Source organism: Weissella viridescens (assembly GCF_003862435.1).
In the GTDB taxonomy this organism is placed as follows: Bacteria; Bacillota; Bacilli; order Lactobacillales; family Lactobacillaceae; genus Weissella; species Weissella viridescens_A.
Genome location: NZ_RHGY01000003.1, coordinates 1 through 21,496 on the forward strand (window position 1 = coordinate 1; position 21,496 = coordinate 21,496).

The 21,496-nt window shown below is 42.0% G+C and carries 18 protein-coding genes, 11 tRNA genes, 3 rRNA genes and 1 other annotated feature; of the genes, 27 read left to right on the forward strand and 5 right to left on the reverse strand.

Annotated elements, in window-relative coordinates; all coding sequences use genetic code 11:
* The 7 genes from D3P96_RS03660 to D3P96_RS03690 form a co-directional block, all read left to right on the forward strand.
* A 23S ribosomal RNA gene (locus D3P96_RS03660) occupies positions 1–86 on the forward strand; the annotation flags it as partial.
* A 96-nt stretch (positions 87–182) separates the two neighbouring features.
* A 5S ribosomal RNA gene (rrf, locus tag D3P96_RS03665) occupies positions 183–299 on the forward strand.
* A 7-nt stretch (positions 300–306) separates the two neighbouring features.
* Positions 307–379: transfer RNA gene (locus tag D3P96_RS03670), tRNA-Asn, on the forward strand.
* A gap of 7 nt (positions 380–386) precedes the next feature.
* Positions 387–459: transfer RNA gene (locus D3P96_RS03675), tRNA-Thr, on the forward strand.
* A 116-nt stretch (positions 460–575) separates the two neighbouring features.
* Positions 576–692, forward strand: a 5S ribosomal RNA gene (rrf, locus tag D3P96_RS03680).
* A 7-nt stretch (positions 693–699) separates the two neighbouring features.
* A tRNA-Asn gene (locus tag D3P96_RS03685) sits at positions 700–772 on the forward strand.
* Positions 773–840: 68 nt separating this feature from the next.
* Positions 841–1,485 carry a hypothetical protein gene (locus D3P96_RS03690; protein WP_124943051.1) on the forward strand — a complete coding sequence of 215 codons (645 nt, stop codon included), beginning with the start codon at positions 841–843 and terminating at the stop codon, positions 1,483–1,485.
* A gap of 32 nt (positions 1,486–1,517) precedes the next feature.
* Here the strand turns inward: D3P96_RS03690 and D3P96_RS03695 are convergent, their stop codons facing one another.
* Positions 1,518–2,360 (reverse strand): MurR/RpiR family transcriptional regulator, encoded by an 843-nt coding sequence (locus D3P96_RS03695; RefSeq protein ID WP_124943052.1) that lies wholly within the window; start codon positions 2,358–2,360, stop codon positions 1,518–1,520.
* A 156-nt stretch (positions 2,361–2,516) separates the two neighbouring features.
* On the opposite strand from D3P96_RS03695, the gene gnd reads away from it, so the two are divergent.
* From gnd to D3P96_RS03725, 6 genes are all read left to right on the forward strand, one after another.
* Complete coding sequence (gene gnd / locus D3P96_RS03700) at positions 2,517–3,428, forward strand: phosphogluconate dehydrogenase (NAD(+)-dependent, decarboxylating) (RefSeq protein ID WP_124943053.1); 912 nt, start codon at positions 2,517–2,519, stop codon at positions 3,426–3,428.
* 110 nt (positions 3,429–3,538) lie between these two features.
* Positions 3,539–4,234: an FGGY family carbohydrate kinase gene (locus D3P96_RS03705; protein WP_185696082.1), complete on the forward strand. Its 696-nt coding sequence runs from the start codon at positions 3,539–3,541 to the stop codon at positions 4,232–4,234.
* Positions 4,235–4,616: 382 nt separating this feature from the next.
* Positions 4,617–5,252, forward strand: a complete 636-nt coding sequence (locus D3P96_RS03710) for an NAD(P)H-binding protein (protein ID WP_124943055.1) — start codon at positions 4,617–4,619, stop codon at positions 5,250–5,252.
* Between the two features lie 50 nt (positions 5,253–5,302).
* Positions 5,303–5,499, forward strand: a binding site (T-box leader).
* A 76-nt stretch (positions 5,500–5,575) separates the two neighbouring features.
* Positions 5,576–6,841: a tyrosine--tRNA ligase gene (gene tyrS, locus D3P96_RS03715; RefSeq protein ID WP_124943056.1), complete on the forward strand. Its 1,266-nt coding sequence runs from the start codon at positions 5,576–5,578 to the stop codon at positions 6,839–6,841.
* 244 nt (positions 6,842–7,085) lie between these two features.
* Complete coding sequence (locus tag D3P96_RS03720; RefSeq protein WP_124943057.1) at positions 7,086–8,369, forward strand: nucleobase:cation symporter-2 family protein; 1,284 nt, start codon at positions 7,086–7,088, stop codon at positions 8,367–8,369.
* A gap of 11 nt (positions 8,370–8,380) precedes the next feature.
* Entirely contained in the window at positions 8,381–8,953 is a 573-nt protein-coding gene (locus D3P96_RS03725; RefSeq protein WP_124943058.1) for a xanthine phosphoribosyltransferase, read from the forward strand.
* A gap of 48 nt (positions 8,954–9,001) precedes the next feature.
* Here D3P96_RS03725 and D3P96_RS03730 read toward each other — a convergent pair.
* Positions 9,002–9,072 (reverse strand) — tRNA-Cys (locus tag D3P96_RS03730).
* A gap of 168 nt (positions 9,073–9,240) precedes the next feature.
* Here D3P96_RS03730 and D3P96_RS03735 point away from each other — a divergent pair.
* The 8 genes from D3P96_RS03735 (at position 9,241) to D3P96_RS03770 (ending at position 10,406) form a co-directional block, all read left to right on the forward strand.
* Positions 9,241–9,313, forward strand: a tRNA-Val gene (locus D3P96_RS03735).
* A 2-nt stretch (positions 9,314–9,315) separates the two neighbouring features.
* Positions 9,316–9,389 (forward strand) — tRNA-Asp (locus tag D3P96_RS03740).
* A 10-nt stretch (positions 9,390–9,399) separates the two neighbouring features.
* Positions 9,400–9,472: transfer RNA gene (locus D3P96_RS03745), tRNA-Phe, on the forward strand.
* A 7-nt stretch (positions 9,473–9,479) separates the two neighbouring features.
* Positions 9,480–9,550, forward strand: a tRNA-Trp gene (locus D3P96_RS03750).
* A 16-nt stretch (positions 9,551–9,566) separates the two neighbouring features.
* Positions 9,567–9,640: transfer RNA gene (locus D3P96_RS03755), tRNA-His, on the forward strand.
* Positions 9,641–9,688: 48 nt separating this feature from the next.
* A tRNA-Leu gene (locus tag D3P96_RS03760) sits at positions 9,689–9,773 on the forward strand.
* 49 nt (positions 9,774–9,822) lie between these two features.
* Positions 9,823–9,907, forward strand: a tRNA-Leu gene (locus tag D3P96_RS03765).
* A gap of 61 nt (positions 9,908–9,968) precedes the next feature.
* A complete protein-coding gene (locus tag D3P96_RS03770; protein WP_348542182.1) occupies positions 9,969–10,406 on the forward strand; it encodes a GNAT family N-acetyltransferase in 438 nt (145 codons plus the stop codon).
* Between the two features lie 52 nt (positions 10,407–10,458).
* Here D3P96_RS03770 and D3P96_RS03775 read toward each other — a convergent pair whose 3' ends face one another.
* On the reverse strand, positions 10,459–11,685 hold the full coding sequence (locus tag D3P96_RS03775; protein ID WP_124943059.1) for an NCS2 family permease: 1,227 nt from the start codon (positions 11,683–11,685) through the stop codon (positions 10,459–10,461).
* A gap of 230 nt (positions 11,686–11,915) precedes the next feature.
* On the opposite strand from D3P96_RS03775, the gene D3P96_RS03780 reads away from it, so the two are divergent.
* The 3 genes from D3P96_RS03780 to D3P96_RS03790 all read left to right on the forward strand — a co-directional run bounded on the left by D3P96_RS03780 (position 11,916) and on the right by D3P96_RS03790 (position 14,154).
* Entirely contained in the window at positions 11,916–12,770 is an 855-nt protein-coding gene (locus D3P96_RS03780; RefSeq protein WP_432422545.1) for a YitT family protein, read from the forward strand.
* A 91-nt stretch (positions 12,771–12,861) separates the two neighbouring features.
* Positions 12,862–13,635 carry a threonine/serine exporter family protein gene (locus tag D3P96_RS03785; protein WP_124943060.1) on the forward strand — a complete coding sequence of 258 codons (774 nt, stop codon included), beginning with the start codon at positions 12,862–12,864 and terminating at the stop codon, positions 13,633–13,635.
* 18 nt (positions 13,636–13,653) lie between these two features.
* A complete protein-coding gene (locus D3P96_RS03790; protein ID WP_124943061.1) occupies positions 13,654–14,154 on the forward strand; it encodes a threonine/serine exporter family protein in 501 nt (166 codons plus the stop codon).
* Between the two features lie 43 nt (positions 14,155–14,197).
* Here D3P96_RS03790 and D3P96_RS03795 read toward each other — a convergent pair whose 3' ends face one another.
* Positions 14,198–15,928, reverse strand: a complete 1,731-nt coding sequence (locus D3P96_RS03795; protein ID WP_124943172.1) for an SEC10/PgrA surface exclusion domain-containing protein — start codon at positions 15,926–15,928, stop codon at positions 14,198–14,200.
* An 833-nt stretch (positions 15,929–16,761) separates the two neighbouring features.
* Between D3P96_RS03795 and D3P96_RS03800 the strand changes: the two genes are divergently transcribed.
* Positions 16,762–18,225 (forward strand): catalase, encoded by a 1,464-nt coding sequence (locus D3P96_RS03800; RefSeq protein WP_124943062.1) that lies wholly within the window; start codon positions 16,762–16,764, stop codon positions 18,223–18,225.
* Positions 18,226–18,775: 550 nt separating this feature from the next.
* Entirely contained in the window at positions 18,776–19,969 is a 1,194-nt protein-coding gene (gene metK, locus D3P96_RS03805) for a methionine adenosyltransferase (protein WP_124943063.1), read from the forward strand.
* Positions 19,970–20,002: 33 nt separating this feature from the next.
* Here the strand turns inward: metK and D3P96_RS03810 are convergent, their stop codons facing one another.
* Complete coding sequence (locus D3P96_RS03810; protein ID WP_124943173.1) at positions 20,003–20,344, reverse strand: DUF1905 domain-containing protein; 342 nt, start codon at positions 20,342–20,344, stop codon at positions 20,003–20,005.
* Positions 20,345–20,634: 290 nt separating this feature from the next.
* Here D3P96_RS03810 and D3P96_RS03815 point away from each other — a divergent pair, with 290 nt between their 5' ends.
* Entirely contained in the window at positions 20,635–21,399 is a 765-nt protein-coding gene (locus D3P96_RS03815) for a hypothetical protein (protein WP_124943064.1), read from the forward strand.
* The last annotated feature ends 97 nt before the right edge of the window (positions 21,400–21,496 follow it).

The following is a 21,496-nucleotide window of genomic DNA, read 5'->3' on the forward strand; positions in this document are numbered from 1 at the left end:
TGTAGATGACAAGGTAGATAGGCTAGAAGTGGAAGTGCGGCGACGCATGGAGCGGACTAGTACTAATGGTTCGAGGACTTAACCAAGTTGAACAAAACGTTGGTGTACGGTTCAATTAATGAAATGAAAATAAGATACATAATATGATTCAGTTTTGAGAGACGTAAGTCTCATCAACACCGTGTTGTGATGATGGCATTGAGGTCACACCTGTTCCCATACCGAACACAGAAGTTAAGCTCAATAGCGCCGAAAGTAGTTGGAGGATCTCTTCCTGCGAGGATAGGACGTCGCAATGCTTATTATTCCGAATTAGCTCAGTTGGTAGAGCACACGACTGTTAATCGTGTTGTCGTCGGTTCGAGCCCGACATTCGGAGTTTGTATGCCGACTTAGCTCAGTTGGTAGAGCAACGGTATCGTAAACCGTAGGTCGAGGGTTCGAATCCCCCAGTCGGCATGATAAAAATGGCTGGAACATTGTTCTGGTTTTTTTTATTACTACCGATTTAGGTTACCAGTTGACATACAATCGGCTTATGGTTAAAATTATTAACTGTAAGTTTGTAAGACACGTGTCGTGATGATGGCATTGAGGCCACACCTGTTCCCATACCGAACACAGAAGTTAAGCTCAATAGCGCCGAAAGTAGTTGGAGGATCTCTTCCTGCGAGGATAGGACGTCGCGATGCATATTATTCCGAATTAGCTCAGTTGGTAGAGCACACGACTGTTAATCGTGTTGTCGTCGGTTCGAGCCCGACATTCGGAGTCATCAAAGCACCTTAGTTATTACAACTAGGGTGTTTTTTGCTAGATTAATGCAGAGGAGATGCGATTATGGTCAAACAAGGTAAATTTGCTCAAGTAAAGCAACAAAAGCACCAAAAATATAAAGCCAAACAAGCGCAGCTCAAACAAACGCAAACCATTGCGCCAGCACAAATGTTGGACTTTATTTTAGTTCGCCATCATCTCGTTAATCAAGCGCCAGCTCTCGTTGAGCAGACCAATGGGCGCCTGTTACAAGAGTTTATGTCACTCGGCAATGGTAATCCTTGGTCACTACGCATGCAGTTACAGCAAACGTTACAACAGATTGACGTTAATGTTCCTTGGCAATTCTACAAGATTATTGCAGATAGCTGGCCACAAACTAAAGCCTTCATGCTCAAGGAAATCCCAGCGATTCCATTGGCACAACGCATCATCCTAGAGGATGATTTATCAGATGCTCAATTTAGTGAGTTGTTAGCGCAAAAATTATCTAGTAATTGGTTTGTAAATCAATTCAAGCAAACTCCGGAACAACTCCGTAAAACGACTGACGCACAAGTGGAACAGCTCGCCCAGAGCTTTGTGGTCGAAAACCACATTGATTGGGCTAAAGTGGCTGAATTGAACCGGACCGTCCAGTTAGATGAACTTGCCAACTTAGATCGTGGTAGCCAACAGTGGTTAGCTGAAGTTAAAAAATACCGATAAAAAACCGTAACCATTTTGGCTACGGTTTTTTATTATTCTCGAGTATGGTCAATCGCTTGGCGAATGCTGTCAACGATTTCTAGCGTGTCTGGGCCAAGATGAACCCCAACTAAGGTAAAGAGACTATCAACGATTGCTAATTGTGCTAACAACGATGACATGGACTCGCTACGAATATTAATTTCTTCAGCAGAACTAGGTAAGACCAAATCGGCCAGCTTGGCTAATGTCGAATTCACATAGGCGGTAATGGCAATGACCTTCACGTTGTTGGCCTTTAACTGACGTGTAATTTTAAGGGTATCAAGATTACGACCAGAATGTGAAATCACAATTGCAACATCAGTATCGCGCATGCGCACAGCTTGCATGAGTTGCACGTCATAATCGGGATGTTGTTCAGCATCAATGGGTGTTCGTAGGAACTTGTGATAGCCGTCTAGCGCGACAATTGAAGATCCACCGATCCCAAAGAAGCCCAGTTTGCGTGCGTTAATAATCCAAGCACAGGCTGTATCCCAACTTTCAGTGGGAATTAAATTGAATGTAGAAGATAGGGCATTTTCGCCCCCTTTGAAAACTTTATTGACGATAGCATTGGTGTCATCGTTATTTTCAATTTCACCGAAAAAGGCATTATCTGGTTGCATGACAGCAGTTAAACTAAGTGAAAATTCACGAAATGATGAAAATCCAATCCGCTTAACGAATCGTGAAATCGTCGCAGTTGAAACATCAACGGCATCAGCAAGACCTTTAATGGTTAATCCTTGAACAAAATTTGCGTGGTCTAAGATATAGTCAGCAATTTTTTTGTCAGACCCAGAAAGTTGATCACGCAACGATTTAATGCGTGCAAAACCTGATTGTTGCATGGGATAGGGGCTCCTTATTTGTTGTTTGTAGAATATCAGTATACGCACTTATTTCATATATGTAAACATTTTACAATAAAAGGCTTGCATTATGAAAATCTTTTGCATTATAATAGACATGTTGAATAAAACAAAAAGAAAAAAGAGGTATATGACATGAAGTTCGCGATGATCGGCCTTGGTAAGATGGGCTTGAACTTGGTTAAGAACAGTGTTGACAACGGAAACGAAGTTGTTGCATTTGACTTGAACCCTGAATTTGTTAAGGAAGCTGCAGACTATTCTGATAAGGTTACTGCTGCAGATTCTATCGATGATATGTTGGCTAAGCTACCATCACCAAAGATCGTTTGGGTAATGGTACCAGCTGGTGCACCAACTAACTCAACTATCGATACTTTGATCGACAAGATGGACGAAGGAGATATCATCATTGATGGTGGTAACTCAAACTTCCACGATAACTTGGAACAAAACAAGCGCACTACTGCTGCTGGTATCAAGTTCTTCGATGCAGGTACTTCTGGTGGAATGAGCGGTGCTCGTAACGGTGGAAACTTCATGATTGGTGGAGATGACGCCGAAGCTTGGAAGACTCTTGAACCTTTGTTCAAGGATATCGCCGAAGAAGATGGTTACTTGTACACTGGTAAGCTAGGTTCAGGTCACTACTTGAAGATGGTTCACAATGGTATCGAATACGGAATGATGCAAGCCATCGCCGAAGGATTCGAAATCTTGGAAGCTTCAGAATTCGACTACGACTACGAAGCAGTTGCTAAGTTGTGGAACCACGGATCAGTTATCCGTTCATGGTTGATGGAATTGGCTGAAGAACAATTCGCCAAGGATCCTAAGCTTTCAGCTATCTCAGGTCGTATGCACTCATCTGGTGAAGGTAAGTGGACTGCCGAAGAAGCTTTGAAGTTGGAAGTTCCAGCACCAATCATCACAACTTCATTGATGGTTCGTTACCGTTCATTGCAAGAAGATACTTTCTCAGGTAAGGTTGTTTCAGCTTTGCGTAACGGATTCGGTGGTCACGCTACTGATCCTTCAGGAAAGTAATTTAATACTGAAATGAAATAAAACATCTAATCAATTTTGATTAGATGTTTTTTTGTGTATCTATTTCGTGGTACGGTATAATGGATACAGAAAAGTTGAGGACATTAAATATGAAATATGAATTACTAGTCGATATTAACCCATTGGGGATCGATGCCGTCTTAGCTGACGAAAACGGACAAGTACAAAATATCCATACGCCCTTTGAAGGACATGACTTTGCTGTAACGATGCTCACGTTGGATGAGTTTCTAACGGCGATTAAAAGTGCCTTTGCCCACCTTGAAAATATTTTGCAACACAATGATGAAATTGAACAAGTTTACTTCAAGAACATCATGAATGGTTGGATGGCGCTTGATGCGGATTTCAATCCGTTGACACCCATTCTAATGGGACGAGAAACTGATGCCCATTTCATTGAAGCATTAATGATGAATGGTATTGGTGGACAATTGCAACGTAAGACGGGTGTGCCCCTTGCGGTAACCTTGCCATTAATTATTACTTTGCGTTTGAAGAATGAACAACCAGACACTTATGCACAAGCTGCCCATTACATGACATTGCGTGAATACATGGTCTATTTGTTGTTTGGACAAAATACGACTGATGCCGCCTTTGCAGCCCGGACTGGTTTTTATAATACAGAGCATGCAACTTGGGATGGCCAAGCACTTGCCTTGACGGGATTGCGCATGGATCAATTACCAGACCTCGTTTCTAAGGACGAATTGACAGGACGTTTGGACGTGGATTGGTTGCCAGAAATGATTACGGATGCAACAAACTTTAAAATGCATTAATCTTGTCAAAAGTCTATGCTATAATATTTTTGTTGCTGGAGATGCGGTTAGTCAGGAAGTGATGATCCAGGACTGCGATTCTCAGGAATTGAAGGTGCAATGCCTTGCCGTCCAGTGATGGCTAACGTTGAGAGGTGAAGAACTCAATGTTGGTCGGAGAAAAAGATTCCTTAAAGTTATTTGGATGATGGCTTTAAGGAAGGGGATTGTTGATGGGGTGGTACCCATGGACATGATATGGTGAAAAAGTGGCATAGTACGTGGTGGTCTATGCCACATGACAGAGTCTGCACTCGTTTAGCGAGAGAGACTCTGTTTTTTTGGCTTTAAACGTGTTATACTTATCTTTAGTAAGTTAAATAACAAAAAAGAGGTAGCACACATGAAAATTGGAATTATTGGCGCAACTGGTATGACAGGTAAGGCTTTGTATAACGAAGCCATTAGCCGCGGACACGATGTTACTGGCTTTGTTCGCAATGAAACACGCGGTAAGGACGTTTTGGGTGCCGATGCCCAATTAATCGTTGAAGATGCCTTTGCTATCACAGGGGCGCAATTAGATCAGTTTGACGTGGTGATTGATGCCTTTGCCAACCACACAGAACCAGAACAAAATCTTGATGTCTTGACGCACTTGATTCATCAAACTCGTCACCATGATGTGCGTATGTTCTTCATTTTGGGCGCTGGTCCACTTTTGCAAGAAGATGGCAGCTATGTCTATGACTTCTTGAAGACATTGCCAGACGCAGCCTCATGGGTTGATGAGCCTCGCTATGGTGTCACAGAACTACAAGTGCTCCTAAGCACACGTGATGTGAACTGGACTGCTATCTCAGCTCAAAACGAATACACTGATGGTCCTAAGACAGAATACGTTTTGGGTAAGGATCACTTGATGAACGCTAGCGATGGTAAGTCACACGTGACTTCTGGTAACTTAGCCGGTGCCGTTTTAGATGAAATTGAGCAACCACAATTTAAGATGGCCCGTTTCACGGTTTCAGATAAATAAAAAGCAAATAGCGGTGCATTTTTTCAGGTAGCGTGCTATAATCATCCTATCGCAAAGATGAGAACAGTAGGGCGTTGCTTTGGAAATTCAGAAACACGGTGGCTGATGGGAACCGTGCCAAAGCATCATCTGAATTACACTCATCATACAAGTTTGCACGTTTCGCTCAGCGCTATGAGCAAGATAAGTGGTCACAAGTGATTGTGGCAAATTAGGTGGTACCGCGCTTAAAATAAGCGTCCTAATCAGTTTTTTCGCTGATTGGGGCGCTTTTTCTGTTCCAATCAAGCACATATACTAAAACTTTTTGGAGGGTCAGCGCTATGACTGAAGACATTTTACAAGAACTTGCTTGGCGAGGAGCCATCAACCAACAAACAGACCCCGCTGGTCTGCTTGCATTAATGGACAAAGAACAAATCGGTGTGTACGTTGGAATCGACCCAACAGGTGATTCAATGCACATTGGACACTTGATTCCTTTCATGGTTTTGAAGCGATTCCAATTGGCTGGACAACGCCCCGTTATCGTTGTGGGTGGTGGAACAGGTTCAATCGGTGATCCATCAGGTAAGAAGTCAGAACGTCAATTGTTGACAGATGACCAAGTTGCCGCCAACGTGGCTAAGATGAGTAAGCAAATGGAAAAGCTATTTGGAAAAGATGGCTTTACGATTGTGAACAACAAGGACTGGTTGGGTCAATTGTCATTGATTGACTTCTTGCGTGATTACGGAAAGCTTTTCCCAATCAATACGATGTTGGCTAAAGATGTGGTGGCATCACGTTTGGATGCAGGAATCTCATTTACTGAATTCACATACCAAATCTTGCAAGCCATTGATTTCCATGAATTGTGGACACGTGAACACGTGCGTTTGCAATTGGGTGGTTCTGATCAATGGGGAAACATCACGGGTGGGGTTGATTTGATCCACAAGCTTGAAGGTAGTGATGCTGAAGCATACGGATTGACTGTACCATTACTGTTGAAGTCTGACGGAACTAAGTTTGGTAAGACTGAAGGTGGTGCCGTATGGTTGGACCCTGAAAAGACCACACCATTTGAATTCTACCAATTCTGGTTGAATACAGCTGATGCTGACGTTGAAAAGATGTTGAAGTTCTTCACCTTCTTGCCAGAAGATGAAATTGACGAATTGGTTGCCGAAACCAAGACTGATGCTTCAGCTCGTAAGGCACAACGTCGTTTAGCTGAAGAAGTAACGGAATTCGTGCACGGCAAGGCTGCTTTGGAAACTGCTGAAAAGATGACCGATGTATTGTTTGGTAATGCTGATGTTGCCAGCCTTTCAACTGATGATGTGGCTGCTTTGGCTGGAAACGTGCCGACATTTGAAATTGGTAGCGAACCAATCGGTATTTTGGATTTGGTTGTGGCCGCTGGTCTTGAAACATCAAAGACACGTGCCCGTGAGTCTGTTTCAAATGGTGCAATCCGCATTAATGGTGAACAAATCAAGGATGTCGAAACAATCATCGATCCAAAGGCTGCATTTGACGGTAAATACGTCATTGTAAAGCGTGGAAAGAAGAAGTGGGCCGTTGGTAAGGTGCAATCTGCCTAAATCAACACCAAAAACCGAACAAAAAAAATAATATTAAATAATACTAGCCAAAAATCCGAATTATTGTTATACTTTGGATATTAAATAACAAGTCCTATGAGTATAATGGTTGGAGAATGGCCAACGAGTTCATACCTGTGTCCCGAGACACAGACTACTCACTTAGTATTTTTGAAGCCATTCTTTTTTGAATGGCTTTTTTTATGCACCATTTTTGATTGGGACAGTTTCTGAGGAGGAACACATGGACACGGTTAAACAACCTAATCGACTTGAATCGCTTATTTTAGGGATTCAGCACGTTTTGGCAATGTATTCAGGTGGGGTTTTGGTCCCATTGATGATTGGTGCAGCGTTACATTTTTCAGCGACGCAAATGGCCGTTTTGATTTCAGCCGATATTTTCATGACTGGTATTGGGACGTTATTGCAACTGAAGGTGACCCGCTATACTGGAATCGGTTTGCCAGTTGTGATTGGATCAGCGATTCAAACGGTGACCCCGTTAGTGAATATCGGGAGTACGTTAGGCATTGGGGCGATGTATGGGGCAACGATTGGCGCCGGGATTTTCGTCTTCTTGATTGCCGGAATTTTTGCCAAGCTACGTCGTTTCTTTCCACCGGTTGTGACCGGTTCATTGATTACCGTGATTGGGTTTGCGTTAGTACCCGTTGCCATCCAAAACATTGGTGGTGGTGATCCTAAGGCAGCAAGCTTCGGAAACATGCCTGACTTAACGATTGCTCTAGTCACGATTGTGACGATTGTGGTGCTTAATATTTTTGCCAAGGGCTTTGTAAAGGCGATTGCGGTCCTACTTGGTATTATTATTGGAACAATTTTTGCGGCCTTTTTGGGACATGTGTCACTTGAACCTGTGCTTCAAGCTTCATGGTTCCACCTACCTACGCCATTTTATATGGGTGTCCCAACATTCCACCTATCAGCCATCATTACGATGTCGGTTGTGGCGCTAACATCTTTAATTGAATCAACAGGGGTTTATTTTGCCTTAGCTGATTTAACCGGGACAGATTTAACTGAAAAAGATTTGGCACGTGGATACCGTTCTGAAGGATTAGCTGTTATTTTATCAGGTATCTTCAGTACCTTCCCATACTCAACTTTCTCTCAGAACGTCGGCGTTGTCCGTTTGTCAGGGGTTAAGTCAAAGCGTCCGATTTATTATGCAGCCGCAATGTTGTTGATTATTGGACTTTTGCCTAAGTTTGGGGCTTTGGCAACCATGATTCCATCATCTGCTTTGGGTGGTGCGATGCTGGTTCTATTTGGTACAATCGGAGTACAAGGGATTACGATTTTGCACCAAGTTGATTTTGATCAGGACCGTAATTTAATGATTGCAGCCCTTTCAATTGGGGCTGGAATCGGCATTACCGTTTACCCACAAGTGTTCCAAAAGTTGCCTGAATTGATTCGTTTGGTCATTGAGAACGCTGTGGTTGTAACATCAGTTATGGCGGTTGCTTTGAATATTATTATTCCAGGCCGCAAAGATAATTAAGGGAGTAAGACATGAAGTTATTAGAAGACCGTATTCGCGAAGATGGCCGAGTTTTGGGTGAGGATGTGTTAAAAGTAGACAATTTCCTCAATCACCAAGTTGATCCCAAGTTAATGGCGCAACTCGGAACAGAGTTTGCTAGCCTCTTCCGTGATGAAAAAATTGATAAGGTGCTAACTGTTGAATCATCTGGAATTGCGCCGGCCGTATTCACTGCCTTGGATTTGGATGTTCCAATGGTATTTGCCCGTAAGAAGCAATCATTGACGCTCTCAGCCGAAAACTATACTGCTGACGTCTTCTCATTCACAAAGCAAGAAACGAACCACATCATCGTGGACAAGCGTTTTATCAATGAAGGTGAACGGGTCTTGTTGATTGATGATTTCTTAGCGAACGGACAGGCGGTGCAGGGGATGATGGAAATTGTCGATGCTGCCGGTGCTGAATTGGTTGGTGTTGGAATCGTTATTGAAAAGACCTTCCAAAAAGGTCGTCAATTGTTGGATGAAGCTGGTATTCATGTTGAGTCATTAGCACGTATTTCAGCCTTCAATGATGGCCAAGTTGAATTTGCAGATTAAAAAAACAGCGAATGTTCAATTGAACATTCGCTGTTTTTATTTAAATTAAGGTGGTGATGGGAATCGAACCCACGATCACGGTTTTGCAGACCACTGCCTTACCACTTGGCTACACCACCATAAACAAGCAAATTCTATTATATAAGAAAGTCCCTAAACATGCAACGCTACGCGAATACAAAAATAAATTGAAATTAATTAAAAAAAGAGCTTGCAATGTTTTCATATCCTAGGTATAATAATTTTTGTTGTTGAGATACCGAGAGGTGTTTCAAAAGCAAAATGATGGACGATTAGCTCAGCTGGGAGAGCACCTGCCTTACAAGCAGGGGGTCACAGGTTCGATCCCTGTATCGTCCATTGGTCGCATGGTCTAGTTGGTTAGGACGCCTGCCTGTCACGCAGGAGATCACGGGTTCGAACCCCGTTGTGACCGTTTTTTTTATGGCGCGATAGCTCAGTTGGTAGAGCATACGATTGAAGCTCGTAGTGTCGACGGTTCGATTCCGCCTCGCGCCACTTTGATAGGGGTATAGTTTAATGGTAGAACAACGGTCTCCAAAACCGTCGGTGGGGGTTCGACTCCCTCTACCCCTGCTTATACAATTTTATGGCGGTTGTGGTGAAGTTGGTTAACACACCGGTTTGTGGTTCCGGCATGCGTGGGTTCGAATCCCATCAATCGCCCTTGAAATCAGGGATATGATTTCGATTGTTATTTTATTATTTAGATATGCCGTTGTGGCGGAACTGGTAGACGCGCTGGACTCAAAATCCAGTTCCCTTCTTGGGAGTGTGGGTTCGATTCCCACCGACGGCATCACGTTTTCCAAATGGAAGACATGCAAGCTTATCTAAATAATGAACATGCCGTTGTGGCGGAACTGGTAGACGCGCTGGACTCAAAATCCAGTTCCCTTCTTGGGAGTGTGGGTTCGATTCCCACCGACGGCATATTTAAATTAAGCATTGGCTTTGAGCTGATGCTTTTTTTGTACCTAAAAAAGGGGTGGCGATGATGGAACTAAATGTGAAGCACACAAGTGAGTTAACACCGGTTGAATTAGTTGAAATTTTTGAGGCGCGTACCGCAGTATTTGTGGTTGAACAAGCCTGTGCATATCAAGAAGTTGATCGGACAGATTTTGATGCATTACATGTGCGAGTGCTTAATAATCATCAACTTGTCGCCTATGCTCGACTTTATCTAAGCCAAGATGGGGTTCATTTTGGCCGAGTTTTGGTAGTTTCCGATGAACGGGGCAAAGGTTTCGGACGGACATTACTTGAAGGCGTCTTAGAGACGATTCAGGAACGTTTTCCTGGTCAACCAGTTCATATTCAAGCCCAGTTATATTTGACGCCATTCTATGCTTCGTTTGGCTTTGAGGCTGTTTCAGACGAGTATTTGGAAGATGGCATTCCACATGTTGATATGACGAAAATGTCGTGATACAAGCATAATAAAAAGCGAGCACCCGAGGTGTTCGCTTTTTCAATTTAAATTATTTAGTAAATTGTTTCTTCATCCAATCAAGCGCGCTCAAGACAAGGAAGACCCCACCACCAAGTAAGATACCATCACTAATGGAATGCGTAAGTGGCATACCAAGAACAATCAAGAAGGCAGATGAAGCAATCTTGAAGTTGCTCCAATCGATATCCTTTAAGTTACCTAGCATCAACACACCAACCACAACCAAAGCACTGGCTGTGATTTGAGGTGTGATCATTGTAAGCAAGGGTGAGAAGAAGAGTGAAAGGGCGAATAGCACAGCCACTACGACTGAAGTTAGTCCTGTACGTCCTCCAGCTGATACACCAGCGTTTGATTCAACGAAGGCTGTTGCTGGTGAAGTTCCGAAAATAGCGGCACTGATGTTTCCAAGGGCACTCGCAATCAATGACTTGTTCGTATCACGATCCGTTCCCATTTGCTTTTGAACCCCTAAAATTGTTCCTGTGGTATCAAAGAAGGCCACAAGAAAGAAGGTTAGGACAATCGGCAAGATATGCCAGTTTAGAACGGCTGGTAGATGCCCAAAGGCAACGCCGAAAGTTGGCTTCAAACTTGGTACGGTTGAAACAACTTGGCTGGGTGCGTGGACAAGGCCGGTCACCAGTCCCAAAATCGTTGTAACCATCATACCTAAGAAAATGGCACCTGGTACACGGTAATAGTACAAGGCTAAGGTAATCAAGATTCCGGCAATCGTTAGCATTGATTGTGGTGAAGTTAATGAACCAAGGGTGGTGAAAGTTGCTTTGTCGGCAACAATCAAGCCACTACCAGTTAAACCAATCGTTGCAATCAACAAACCGATTCCCGCGCTAATGGCTGACTTTAAGTCATTTGGGAAAATGTTGATGATCCAATCACGCACAGGCGTGATGACAACAATCAAGTATAGCAAACCTGCTAAGAGCATGGCGCTCAAAGCCTCTTGCCATGAGTATCCCTGTTGCAAAACGACAGAAAAGACAAAGGCCGAGTTAATCCCCATTCCTGTAGAAATGGCAATTGGCATGTTGGCGATGAACGCCATCATCAATGTACCAAAAATTGATACGGCGGCAGTGGCTGTAAAGACTGCCCCTTTATCCATACCAGCCTGTACTAACATGGCTGGTTGCACAAATAAAATATATGACATTGAAATAAAGGTGGTAAAACCAGCTAATACTTCAGTCCGGACATCAGTATGATTGGCCCGCAATTTGAAAAATTTCACAGTACTACTCCTAAAAACAATAAGCTACTGAAAAAACAGTGCATGAATAAGAATATCGAAATTAAAGCGTGACTGCAATGGTAAGTAAAAGGTTTTACGAAATCCTTTTGTTTGCATGTGAACTTTAAGCATAGATAAATTACGAAATGCTAATATTATGTATATTCGGAAAAGATTTGAACTGTAATTTGTTATAATTAAAAGAAAAGGCCCTAATTAAAGGAGATTTTATGCAGAAAAAAGCACATAGACGTTTACACGGTTTAGCTAAGAACAAATGGATACATACCCTTATGTTTGTGATGGCCCTTGAAATCGTGGCTATTTCAATCAATTTCTTTTACGCTCCCATTGATGTTGCGGCAGGTGGCGCTACCGGTGTTGCGATTTTGTTAAACGCAGCTTTTGGCATTAACCGTTCAATTACTGTTTTGGTTGTTAATCTAATTATGATTGTCTTAGCGATGATTTTCTTAGATCGTGCGACCGTTAAAAAAATTATTTTTGGTAGTTTTGCCTTGCCAATCCTGCTATGGATTACACCCAGTTTTAAAATCGTGGATGATCAGTTGTTAGCAGTGATTATTGGTGGGGCAGTCTTTGCCACTGGTATCGCGTTAACGTATCGATTAGAAGCGTCAGCGGGTGGGACAACGGTGCCACCGCTAATCTTGAAAAAGTATTTTGGAATTAATACAGCCTATTCATTATTATGTATTGATATGGTAGTGACTTTCTTTAATATTTTTGTTTCGGGAACAAGTGCCTTTTTCTTAGCCGCATTCTCACTGGTGGTAACCTCTGTGGTCATGCGTCGTATTGAAATTGGACTTGATTTGAAGCAACAAGTGACGATTATGAGTAATGAGCATATTCAAGAAATTAAAGAGCGTTTGTTGAGTGATCAACAGAGCTTAACGATTATGAATGTGCGTGGGGGATATACTGATAATGACAAGGAAATGTTAATGGTCATGGTGGATAGCCAAAGCTACAATCATTTGCTAAATGCAGTGCATGATATTGATGAAGATGCCTTTGTGGTGGCTTCGAACGTAACAGAAGTCCATGGTGGATTGATGTAAACTGAATTGGTTTTATACTAAGACAATGATAAAATCAAATTATAACGAATAAATATGGCTAGCTGATTATGAAAATGATCAGCTATTTATTATGAAAAAATTAGGTGATGAAATGGCAATTGATCAAAATAAAATCATTGATACGACCTTACTAGCAGGTCGAATTATGACGGAAGGTGGCTCGGAGATTTATCGTGTGGAAGATACCATGCGTCGAATTGTCCGTAAAGCGACTGGGGATGATAGTGAAATTTTTGCGACGATTACGGGTGTCTTGGTAACAATGGATTCGGATGATCATACCCGGTTTAGCCAAATTAACCGGCGCGGGATTGATATGGAAAAGATTAATTTGGTTAATGAATTATCACGAAAATTCACCGATGACCAAATTGACTTAGACCAACTCCAAGCGCAATTAAAGAAGTTAGATCATGAATTACCCAATTTTCCGCTTTGGTTACGTGTCTTTGGGGCTGGACTTGAGGGAATGTTCCTGATGATTATTTTCACGCAGACCCATGATTGGTTCGATATGCCACTGACCTTAGTTGCCGGAGCAGTCGGCTACTTGGTAGCGGAAATCCTAGGTTCCATTTCACGCATTCGATTCGTACGTGAATTTTTAGGTTCGTTAGCGCTAGGAATCGTTGGCATTGCTGGCGTACGCCTAGGCTTGGGACATGATGTTAACAATGTTTTGATTGGGGCTGTAATGCCGTTAGTACCAGGTGTGCCAATTACAAATGCCTTGCGTGATCTCATCGAAGGTAATTTATTAGCCGGAATTGAACGTGGCTTTGAAGCAGCTTTGACTGTTTTTGCCATTGCCTGTGCTATCGGAACGTTGTTCCACTACTTATAAGCGAAGGAGGTAAGATAAATGTTATTTGATATTTTCATACAACTTTCGTTTAGTTATTTTGCAACGGTTGCCTTTGGCTTGTTCATTAATGTGCCACGTAAAGCCTTGAATGCTGCGGGAATTTCGGGTGCCGTTGGTTGGATGACCTACTGGTTCTTAGTTCAAGCAGGCATTAATGCCATCCCAGCCAACTTTATGGGTGGCCTAGGGGTTGGATTAATTGGGTTAGTGATGTCGCAATACAAGCGCATTCCAAGTACGATTTTTAATATTCCCGGTTTGGTGCCGTTGGTGCCCGGTGCTTCAGCCTACCAAGCCCTGATTTTGCTACTCAGTGGTGAAATGGATGCTGCCAATGAAAAAATATTCTCAGTAATTATGATTGGTGGGGCGATTGCCATGGGATATGTGGTATCGCAGCTTGTTTCTGAGCAATATTTCCGTCATCGTCGCAACAAAGTGTTGGCTAAGAACGATGAACAAAACTTAGATCATGACCTAAATGAAAAACCACATTAAAAAAAGACCCAGCTTCTATTGAAGTTGGGCCTTTTCTTTTAGACTAATGCTTACGGTTGAAACCAAGGCCAAGTAGGCCGATTAACATACTAATTCCAGTCCAAGCTAATACCGGGTTGTCAGAGCTACCAGTGTTTGGTAGCTTTTTCTCATTGGTTGGTTGTTTGTGCGTTGTGACAATTAGTGCTTTGTCAGGTTTAGGTGCGGTTTGGACCGTCAAACCAGACTTTGCTTGTGCCAGTGTTTGGGCTTGGTTTGCTGCTTGTTGAGCTTGCGCCAAAACAAGGTTAGCGTTGGCGTGTGCCGTTGCTTGCTTAGCTTGTTGCAGCTTAACATCAGGCGTAACAGCTGATTGTTTAGCGCCGAGTGTCTTAGCTGTTGCAGTTGTGCTTGGCGTTTCACGCGTCTGCGGGGTGGCAACTTGTGTTTGGCCAGTTTGTGACTGGATAACTGACTTAGTTGTCTCCGCCTGGCTCATTTCAGTTTGTGACGTTGCTGAAGTTTCACTTGATGATTGTGCCGGTGTCTCAGTCTGACTTGCGCTTGTTGGATTTTGTGGTGTTGCAGGTGCTGTTGTCAAGCCGAGTTCTTGATCAACGGTTTGATCTGAAACAGGATTGAACGTGTTTAGGTCACGCTTGTCAAAAATAATGAAATCAGTGAGATAGTCCCACGTGAATTGTCCGCCCCGGTCACCAACGTAATCGACGTAAGGCACTACCATACCAACTTGGTCAGCCTTGAAGGGTACTAACATATCCGCTAGGTGACCATTGTTTGAATCGCCATCCTTGTATGCCATGGCAGTGAAAGCATTTAAAATATCAATTTTAGCTTCAAGCATCGTTGTTGCTGAACCAAAGCCAAGATTTTGACTGCTTAGGGGGATGAAGAGGTTGGTTGGATTATAAGAAACACCGTTTTGACCCAAATCAACAAAACTTGTGTGATTATCAACTGTTTCTGGATGTGTGTCGCGGTAGGCGAGTTCAGTTTGTTTAACCTGCTGCCAGATTTTATCGCTCATCACAAGGGGCGCTAGATTGTGTTGCTGGCGTAAATTGTTGATGAGTTCAAGTGAGTAATCGGCAAGTTCCTTCTGTTGATTATCTGCTAAACGACCGTTAGTAACAACGAGCTTGGCTGATGTATCTTGTGCTGGATCAACATCATACCAACCATAGTAATCACCGTTACGTGATTCTGTACCATTAGCTAAGTTTTTTGGCTCAGTTAACTGGTGGGGGAGTTGTTGTTCATTGGCAATGGGAGTTGTAATGACCCCATCGGCATCTGCGGGTGCGACGGGCGCAGACTCATCGACGTGTTCAACTGAAGTATCAGATGATACGGCCAGCTCAACCACTGCAACGCTTGTGTTGTCATTTGATGTGGATGTTTGTGACGTAGCATCAGTCATTGAAGTGCTTGTTGCTGGTGTGGATGTTACAGAAGTGCTGGATGGATTTGTTGCGCTGCTAGTTGTGGCACTTGTACTTGTCGCTGAAGTGACGGGTTGGCTATCAGTGGTACTTGCGTTAACCGCAGATTGTGCCTGATCTTGTGCTTGTTGTGCGATAGAGGCGACAGCTGCTTGTGAGGAAACTATTTGACTAGCAGAATTGATATTATTATTTTCATTTGTGGTCTGTGAACCAACAAGATTCGTTTCTGGATCATTTTGTGTTTGCGTATCAGCGTGGGCGTTAACTTGTACCCCAGCTAATGTTGCGGTGGCGGTTAGGGCCACTGTTAATTTAATTTTATTCTTCATAAGAGACCTTCTTAACTTAAATTTCAGGATTTACTTATTAATAATAAACTCATTTGGGATGGAATGCGACAATTTGGGGTGATCTTTTTAGATGTAACAAAAAAGAAAAGATATTTATGAACATTTACAAACAATATATTTATGCTTTTTACATGAGAAGATATACATTATGGCTAGATATGTGAAGACAGACGCATGTAATCGGTTACTTATCGTTTATATAAGCAATCTAACTATTTTTCAGAGAATCGTTGATCATTGAAAGAAAGTGGGGAATAAGGTAAAAGTAGGTGATAAGTATGGTTATGAGTGGCTTTTTAACCTATTGTTAGGTAAAAATTGATATCGTATAAGTTTGGCGAATCGTTCACAAAGATGTATGAAAAATGTATGAATATTTAATTGTGAAAAACAATCAATATATTTTGTACACGAATTCAATGAATGAATGGGTTTGTACGTTTTCAACCTGAAATTTTTTTATCGTTCGTTTAAGTTTTGGTCCTTAAACTGTGCAGTATTGAAAGAGGGAAACTTCTTTTAATGCTGATATAGCAACATACACTGCTCATATTAGCTGCCACAGATTCTGTGGCAGCAAAACTCCTAGTTTTTATATATGCTCCCATCATATATAAAGCGAACCAGTTTATTTCTCCCAAAAATAAGCTGAAGAAAAGGACCTAGTCTCCCATCTAGGTCCTTTTTCTTTGTGAAATTATGGCTGACAGTGGCATACAAAATACATAAAATTAAGTTCTATTTATTTTTGGGTGTTATAATAGATAACGTAATGTAGTGGAGACGTTAAGTAATTATAAGGAGTGAATAATATGACACAAGAAAATGAGCACTTAACAACGGCCCAAGGGGCCCCCGTTGGTGATAATCAACATTCTGTAACAGCAGGTGAAGATGGCCCTGTCTTAATTCAAGATTACCAATTAATTGAAAAGTTAGCACACTTTGCACGTGAACGTGTGCCTGAGCGTGTTGTGCACGCTAAGGGTGCTGGTGCCTTTGGTACATTTAAGTTGACCCATGATATGTCTGCTTATACAAAGGCTGACATGTTTAACGGTGAGGGTAAGGAAACAGAGATGTTTGCGCGTTTCTCAACTGTTGCCGGTGAATCTGGAGCATCAGATACTGCACGTGACCCTCGTGGATTTGCATTGAAGTTCTATACTAATGATGGAAACTACGACATCGTAGGTTTGGACCTACCTGTTTTCTTCATTCGTGATGCTAAGAAGTTCCCTGATTTCATTCATACACAAAAGCGTGATCCAAAGACACACTTGCACTCAGACCGTGCTAAGTGGGACTTCTGGTCACACTCACCTGAATCATTGCACATGGTAACCATGTTGTTTGGTGATCGTGGAATCCCAGCAACATACCGTAACATGAATGGGTTTGGTAACCACACATTTATGTGGGTTAACGAAGCCGGTGAACGTTCATGGATTAAGTACCACTTCAAGCCAAAGGCTGGGGTTAAGAGCTTGACTGCCGATGTTGCGACAAAGTTGGATGGTGAAAACCCTGACTCAGCAACACAAGACCTTGAAGAAGCTATCAAGAAGGGTGATTACCCAGAATGGACAATGTACGTTCAAATCATTCCATTTGAAGAAGGTTGGAATTACAAGCAAAACATCTTTGACGTGACACGTACTGTTTCACATAAGGATTATCCATTGCATGAAGTTGGAACAATGACTTTGAACCGTAACCCAGAAAACTACTTCACTGATGTTGAAGAAGCTGGATTCTCACCTGCAAACTTGGTTCCTGGTATTGAAGCATCACCAGACAAGATGTTGCAAGGTCGTTTGTTCTCATATGCTGATGCACAACGCTACCGTGTTGGTGCAAACGCTAACCAAATTCCTGTTAATGCACCAAAGGTACCTGTACATGACCACCAAGTTGATGGTGTTATGGGACTTAACAAGAACACTGGTGATATCAATTACGAACCAAATAGCTTTGACGGTATTAAGGAAGAACCTGCTGCTAAGGAAACTGGTTACGACGTAGAAGGGCGTATCGGAAACCATGTCACTTACGATGATGGTTTCTATACACAACCTGGTGTTTTGTACCGTGATATCATGTCAGAAGACGAACGTGAACGTCTTGTATCAAACATTGCCGCAAGTTTGGGAAATGTTGATGATAAGGATATTCAAAAGCGTGAAGTGACACAATTCTATAAGGCTGATCCAGATTATGGTAAGCGTGTTGCGAAGGCCATTGATCTTGATATGGACTTTGACGCAATTGACTAATATGAAAATATGAATGAAAGTAGGACCTTGGTCCTGCTTTTTTTTATGGAATTGACTGATTTTGAACATTTTTGGAAAAGTGTTCAAAATTTATCCTTCGTTTAAGTTTCTCTCGCTAATATAAGCGGTGTTGAACGGGTGACGTTCAACGTGAACGCTCCAATGTTCAACCTATAGTCTCCACTATAGAAAACATTCCTAAAAAATCTTCAAATGCATTGTCGTTTGATCTTAAAACAAAGAAGAAGAAGTGTCTAGCACTATGAAAAGAGCCCTGGTAGTGGCTGACCAGGTCTCTTTTTGTTTGCTTGACTTTATAGGGTGTTTCAAGCTAAGATATAAATACTAATTAACACACGAATTGAATAATCTCGTAACCTATCGAGAGTTCAGGGAGGGACTAGACCCGTTGATCTGACGCCAGCTACCGTTAATGGTGTTGTGGTAATTTCTAGCAGATAGGCGCATTTCTAACTCTGATATGCCGCCTTGACTGTGGTATTTCGGGGTTATTTTTTTCGAATTTATTTATTAAAAGAGGTAAAAACTTATGGTAGAAAAGCGTTTATTTACATCAGAATCAGTTTCTGAAGGACATCCTGATAAAGTCTCTGACCAAATCTCAGACGCCATTTTGGATGCTGTTTTGAAGCAAGACCCAAACGCCCGTACAGCGATTGAAACTTCAGTGACAACTGGATATGTGAATGTATTTGGTGAACTATCAACAACTGCTTATGTCAACATGAACAAGATTGTTCGTGATACGTTAACACGCATTGGTTATGATGATCCAGATGCCGGGTTCTTGGCAGATGACGTGCACGTTGGTATTACAATTGATGAACAATCACCTGATATTGCACAAGGTGTGGATCAAGCAATCGAGCAACGTGAAGAAGGTGGAAAAGATCCGCTTGATGAAATTGGTGCGGGTGACCAAGGATTGATGTTTGGTTATGCAACTGATGAAACTGACCAATACTTGCCACTAACGGTTGTTTTGTCACATGCTTTGGTGAAGAAGCAAGCTGAAGTGCGCCGTTCTGGTGTCTTGGACTATCTTTTGCCTGATGCAAAGGCCCAAGTTACGGTTGAACTGGATGAAAATGATCAAGCAACACGGATTGATACAGTTGTGCTATCAACGCAACACCGCGCATCTGCCTCATTGGAAGAATTACGCGCTGATGTGAAGAAGTATGTGATTGATCCAGTATTACCAGCTGACATGGTTGATGAAAATACCCGTTATTTGATTAACCCAACTGGTCGTTTCGTGATTGGTGGACCAAAGGGTGACGCCGGTATGACTGGACGTAAGATTATCGTGGATACTTATGGTGGATATGCCCGTCACGGTGGTGGTGCCTTCTCTGGTAAGGATGCAACAAAGGTTGATCGTTCAGCTGCTTACGCTGCGCGTCACATTGCAAAGAACATTGTTGCTGCTGGTTTGGCAAGTCGCGTTGAATTGCAAGTTGCTTACGCCATTGGTGTGGCTGCCCCTGTTTCAATTGACGTGAATACTTTTGGAACTGGTAAGGTTAGCGACGAAGCCCTTGTCGCAGCCGTACGTGATATTTTCGAATTGCGTCCAGCTGGAATCATTAACGAGCTAGACTTGCGTGAACCACGCTATGAGGCTACGGCGGCTTACGGTCACTTTGGTCGTCCTGAATTAGATTTACCTTGGGAACGTTTAAACAAGGTCGATGAATTAAAGGCATATTTTAACAAGTAAAATAAAAAGACATCCAAATTTGGGTGTCTTTTTTTATTGACGTTCTTGAACGGTGACATGTACGGTATCATCAATTGTCTTATTGAGTTTGGTGCGGATGCTTTTTAGCATACCAAGAATGTAACAAATGCTACCATCGGCATTTTTCTCACCCATGTTGACGATACTGCCAGCATAAGGTTCACCATCAAAGGTGGCATCAACTTTGACACGTCCTTTGTCGAATTCTTGCCGAACGTCATACGGAAAGATAACGTAGGCACCACCCTTACCAACGTGAGACTCATGAATTTTTGCATCAAACGTATATGTTTTCGGATTAAGTGCAGGTTGTGTTTGAAAAGCCAAATCATGTTCGGCTAAAGCATCCGTCATTTTGGGGATGGAATTAGGGCCAATCCCGTGAATCGCGAGGATTTGTTTTTCGGTATAACTAGCTAATTGGGTGAAGTTATCAATGCTGGCATCCTTTAAGGCTGAGCGAGCTGGGCTAGATAAGCTAGCTAAGAATTGTTCGTAGGCCATGGTGTGCCCCCTGTTCGTCGAGTATGGTTCTCGTATATAAGATATGTGGCATCATGTTAAATAATGTGTAAAATTTAAATGTATTCAATTTAATTATCATGGTATTATATTGATTATTAATGTGAATGGAGTTTTTTGGGATGGCTAGTGAACAAGTGGTTGATGTAGAGAAATTAAATGATTGGGATTTAACGAATGATGAGTTAAATGTGTTGGATATTTTATATTGGGTAGCGATGTATCCTGATGAAAAAGAAGGTAAGTCTATTTCGATGCAGGAAATGTTCCAAAAGGCACCGTTTGAGAATAGAATGGCTAAAGTCATACCAAACATTGCATCAGAAATAGGTGATACGAATTTACCAACATGTCTTTATCGCTATGCGCGTCTAAGATATGATAAAACGAGCTCAATTAATCCAATTGTTTCGATTCTGAATCACTTAGGGGATGCAGGATATCTTGAATTGGATGAAGCTAAGATGCGTACGAATAAAGTAGATACGTTGATTGAGAAAATCGTAACTGGGGAAAAGAAGAAGCGAAAATATAATTTCAGTAAGGCAAGTTTTAATGATCAAGCGAATGTTTATATCATGATTCGTCGTAAAGGAATCATACCTGCTGAAAAAAGTAATCGTGAAAAAGTATATCAAAACTTTCAAAGGCAAGAACAAGAAATCCAAATCCAAGAGCAAAAAGAAGCTAAAGCCCAAGCAGAATCTTCTAAGAATTTAGAAAAGATTGTAGCCTATTTCGGAGGTTTATCAGTTTTGGTGGCCATTGCTGATTGGGATTGGACTGCTGATGGTATGCTTGGACATCTTTTCAAACTAGTTGTGGTATTGTTAACACTTATTTTAATTTATCAATATGTTTCAAAGAAGCAAAAGAAAGACCAGTAAAGTGGATTGCCGGCTAATACCGGCAATCTTTTTTGTTTTCCAAGTCTGATATATGGCATAATAATGGTAATAAACCAGACCGAAACGAGTAATAAAT

Excerpts from the sequence above, each read along its gene's own strand:
- D3P96_RS03690 (WP_124943051.1), top strand. The coding sequence starts at position 841 with ATGGTCAAACAAGGTAAATTTGCTCAAGTAAAGCAACAAAAGCACCAA.
- D3P96_RS03695 (WP_124943052.1), bottom strand. The coding sequence starts at position 2,360 with ATGCAACAATCAGGTTTTGCACGCATTAAATCGTTGCGTGATCAACTT.
- gnd (WP_124943053.1), top strand. The coding sequence starts at position 2,517 with ATGAAGTTCGCGATGATCGGCCTTGGTAAGATGGGCTTGAACTTGGTT.
- D3P96_RS03705 (WP_185696082.1), top strand. The coding sequence starts at position 3,539 with ATGAAATATGAATTACTAGTCGATATTAACCCATTGGGGATCGATGCC.
- D3P96_RS03710 (WP_124943055.1), top strand. The coding sequence starts at position 4,617 with ATGAAAATTGGAATTATTGGCGCAACTGGTATGACAGGTAAGGCTTTG.
- tyrS (WP_124943056.1), top strand. The coding sequence starts at position 5,576 with ATGACTGAAGACATTTTACAAGAACTTGCTTGGCGAGGAGCCATCAAC.
- D3P96_RS03720 (WP_124943057.1), top strand. The coding sequence starts at position 7,086 with ATGGACACGGTTAAACAACCTAATCGACTTGAATCGCTTATTTTAGGG.
- D3P96_RS03725 (WP_124943058.1), top strand. The coding sequence starts at position 8,381 with ATGAAGTTATTAGAAGACCGTATTCGCGAAGATGGCCGAGTTTTGGGT.
- D3P96_RS03770 (WP_348542182.1), top strand. The coding sequence starts at position 9,969 with ATGATGGAACTAAATGTGAAGCACACAAGTGAGTTAACACCGGTTGAA.
- D3P96_RS03780 (WP_432422545.1), top strand. The coding sequence starts at position 11,916 with ATGCAGAAAAAAGCACATAGACGTTTACACGGTTTAGCTAAGAACAAA.
- D3P96_RS03785 (WP_124943060.1), top strand. The coding sequence starts at position 12,862 with ATGAAAAAATTAGGTGATGAAATGGCAATTGATCAAAATAAAATCATT.
- D3P96_RS03790 (WP_124943061.1), top strand. The coding sequence starts at position 13,654 with ATGTTATTTGATATTTTCATACAACTTTCGTTTAGTTATTTTGCAACG.
- D3P96_RS03795 (WP_124943172.1), bottom strand. The coding sequence starts at position 15,928 with ATGAAGAATAAAATTAAATTAACAGTGGCCCTAACCGCCACCGCAACA.
- D3P96_RS03800 (WP_124943062.1), top strand. The coding sequence starts at position 16,762 with ATGACACAAGAAAATGAGCACTTAACAACGGCCCAAGGGGCCCCCGTT.
- metK (WP_124943063.1), top strand. The coding sequence starts at position 18,776 with ATGGTAGAAAAGCGTTTATTTACATCAGAATCAGTTTCTGAAGGACAT.
- D3P96_RS03810 (WP_124943173.1), bottom strand. The coding sequence starts at position 20,344 with ATGACGGATGCTTTAGCCGAACATGATTTGGCTTTTCAAACACAACCT.
- D3P96_RS03815 (WP_124943064.1), top strand. The coding sequence starts at position 20,635 with ATGGCTAGTGAACAAGTGGTTGATGTAGAGAAATTAAATGATTGGGAT.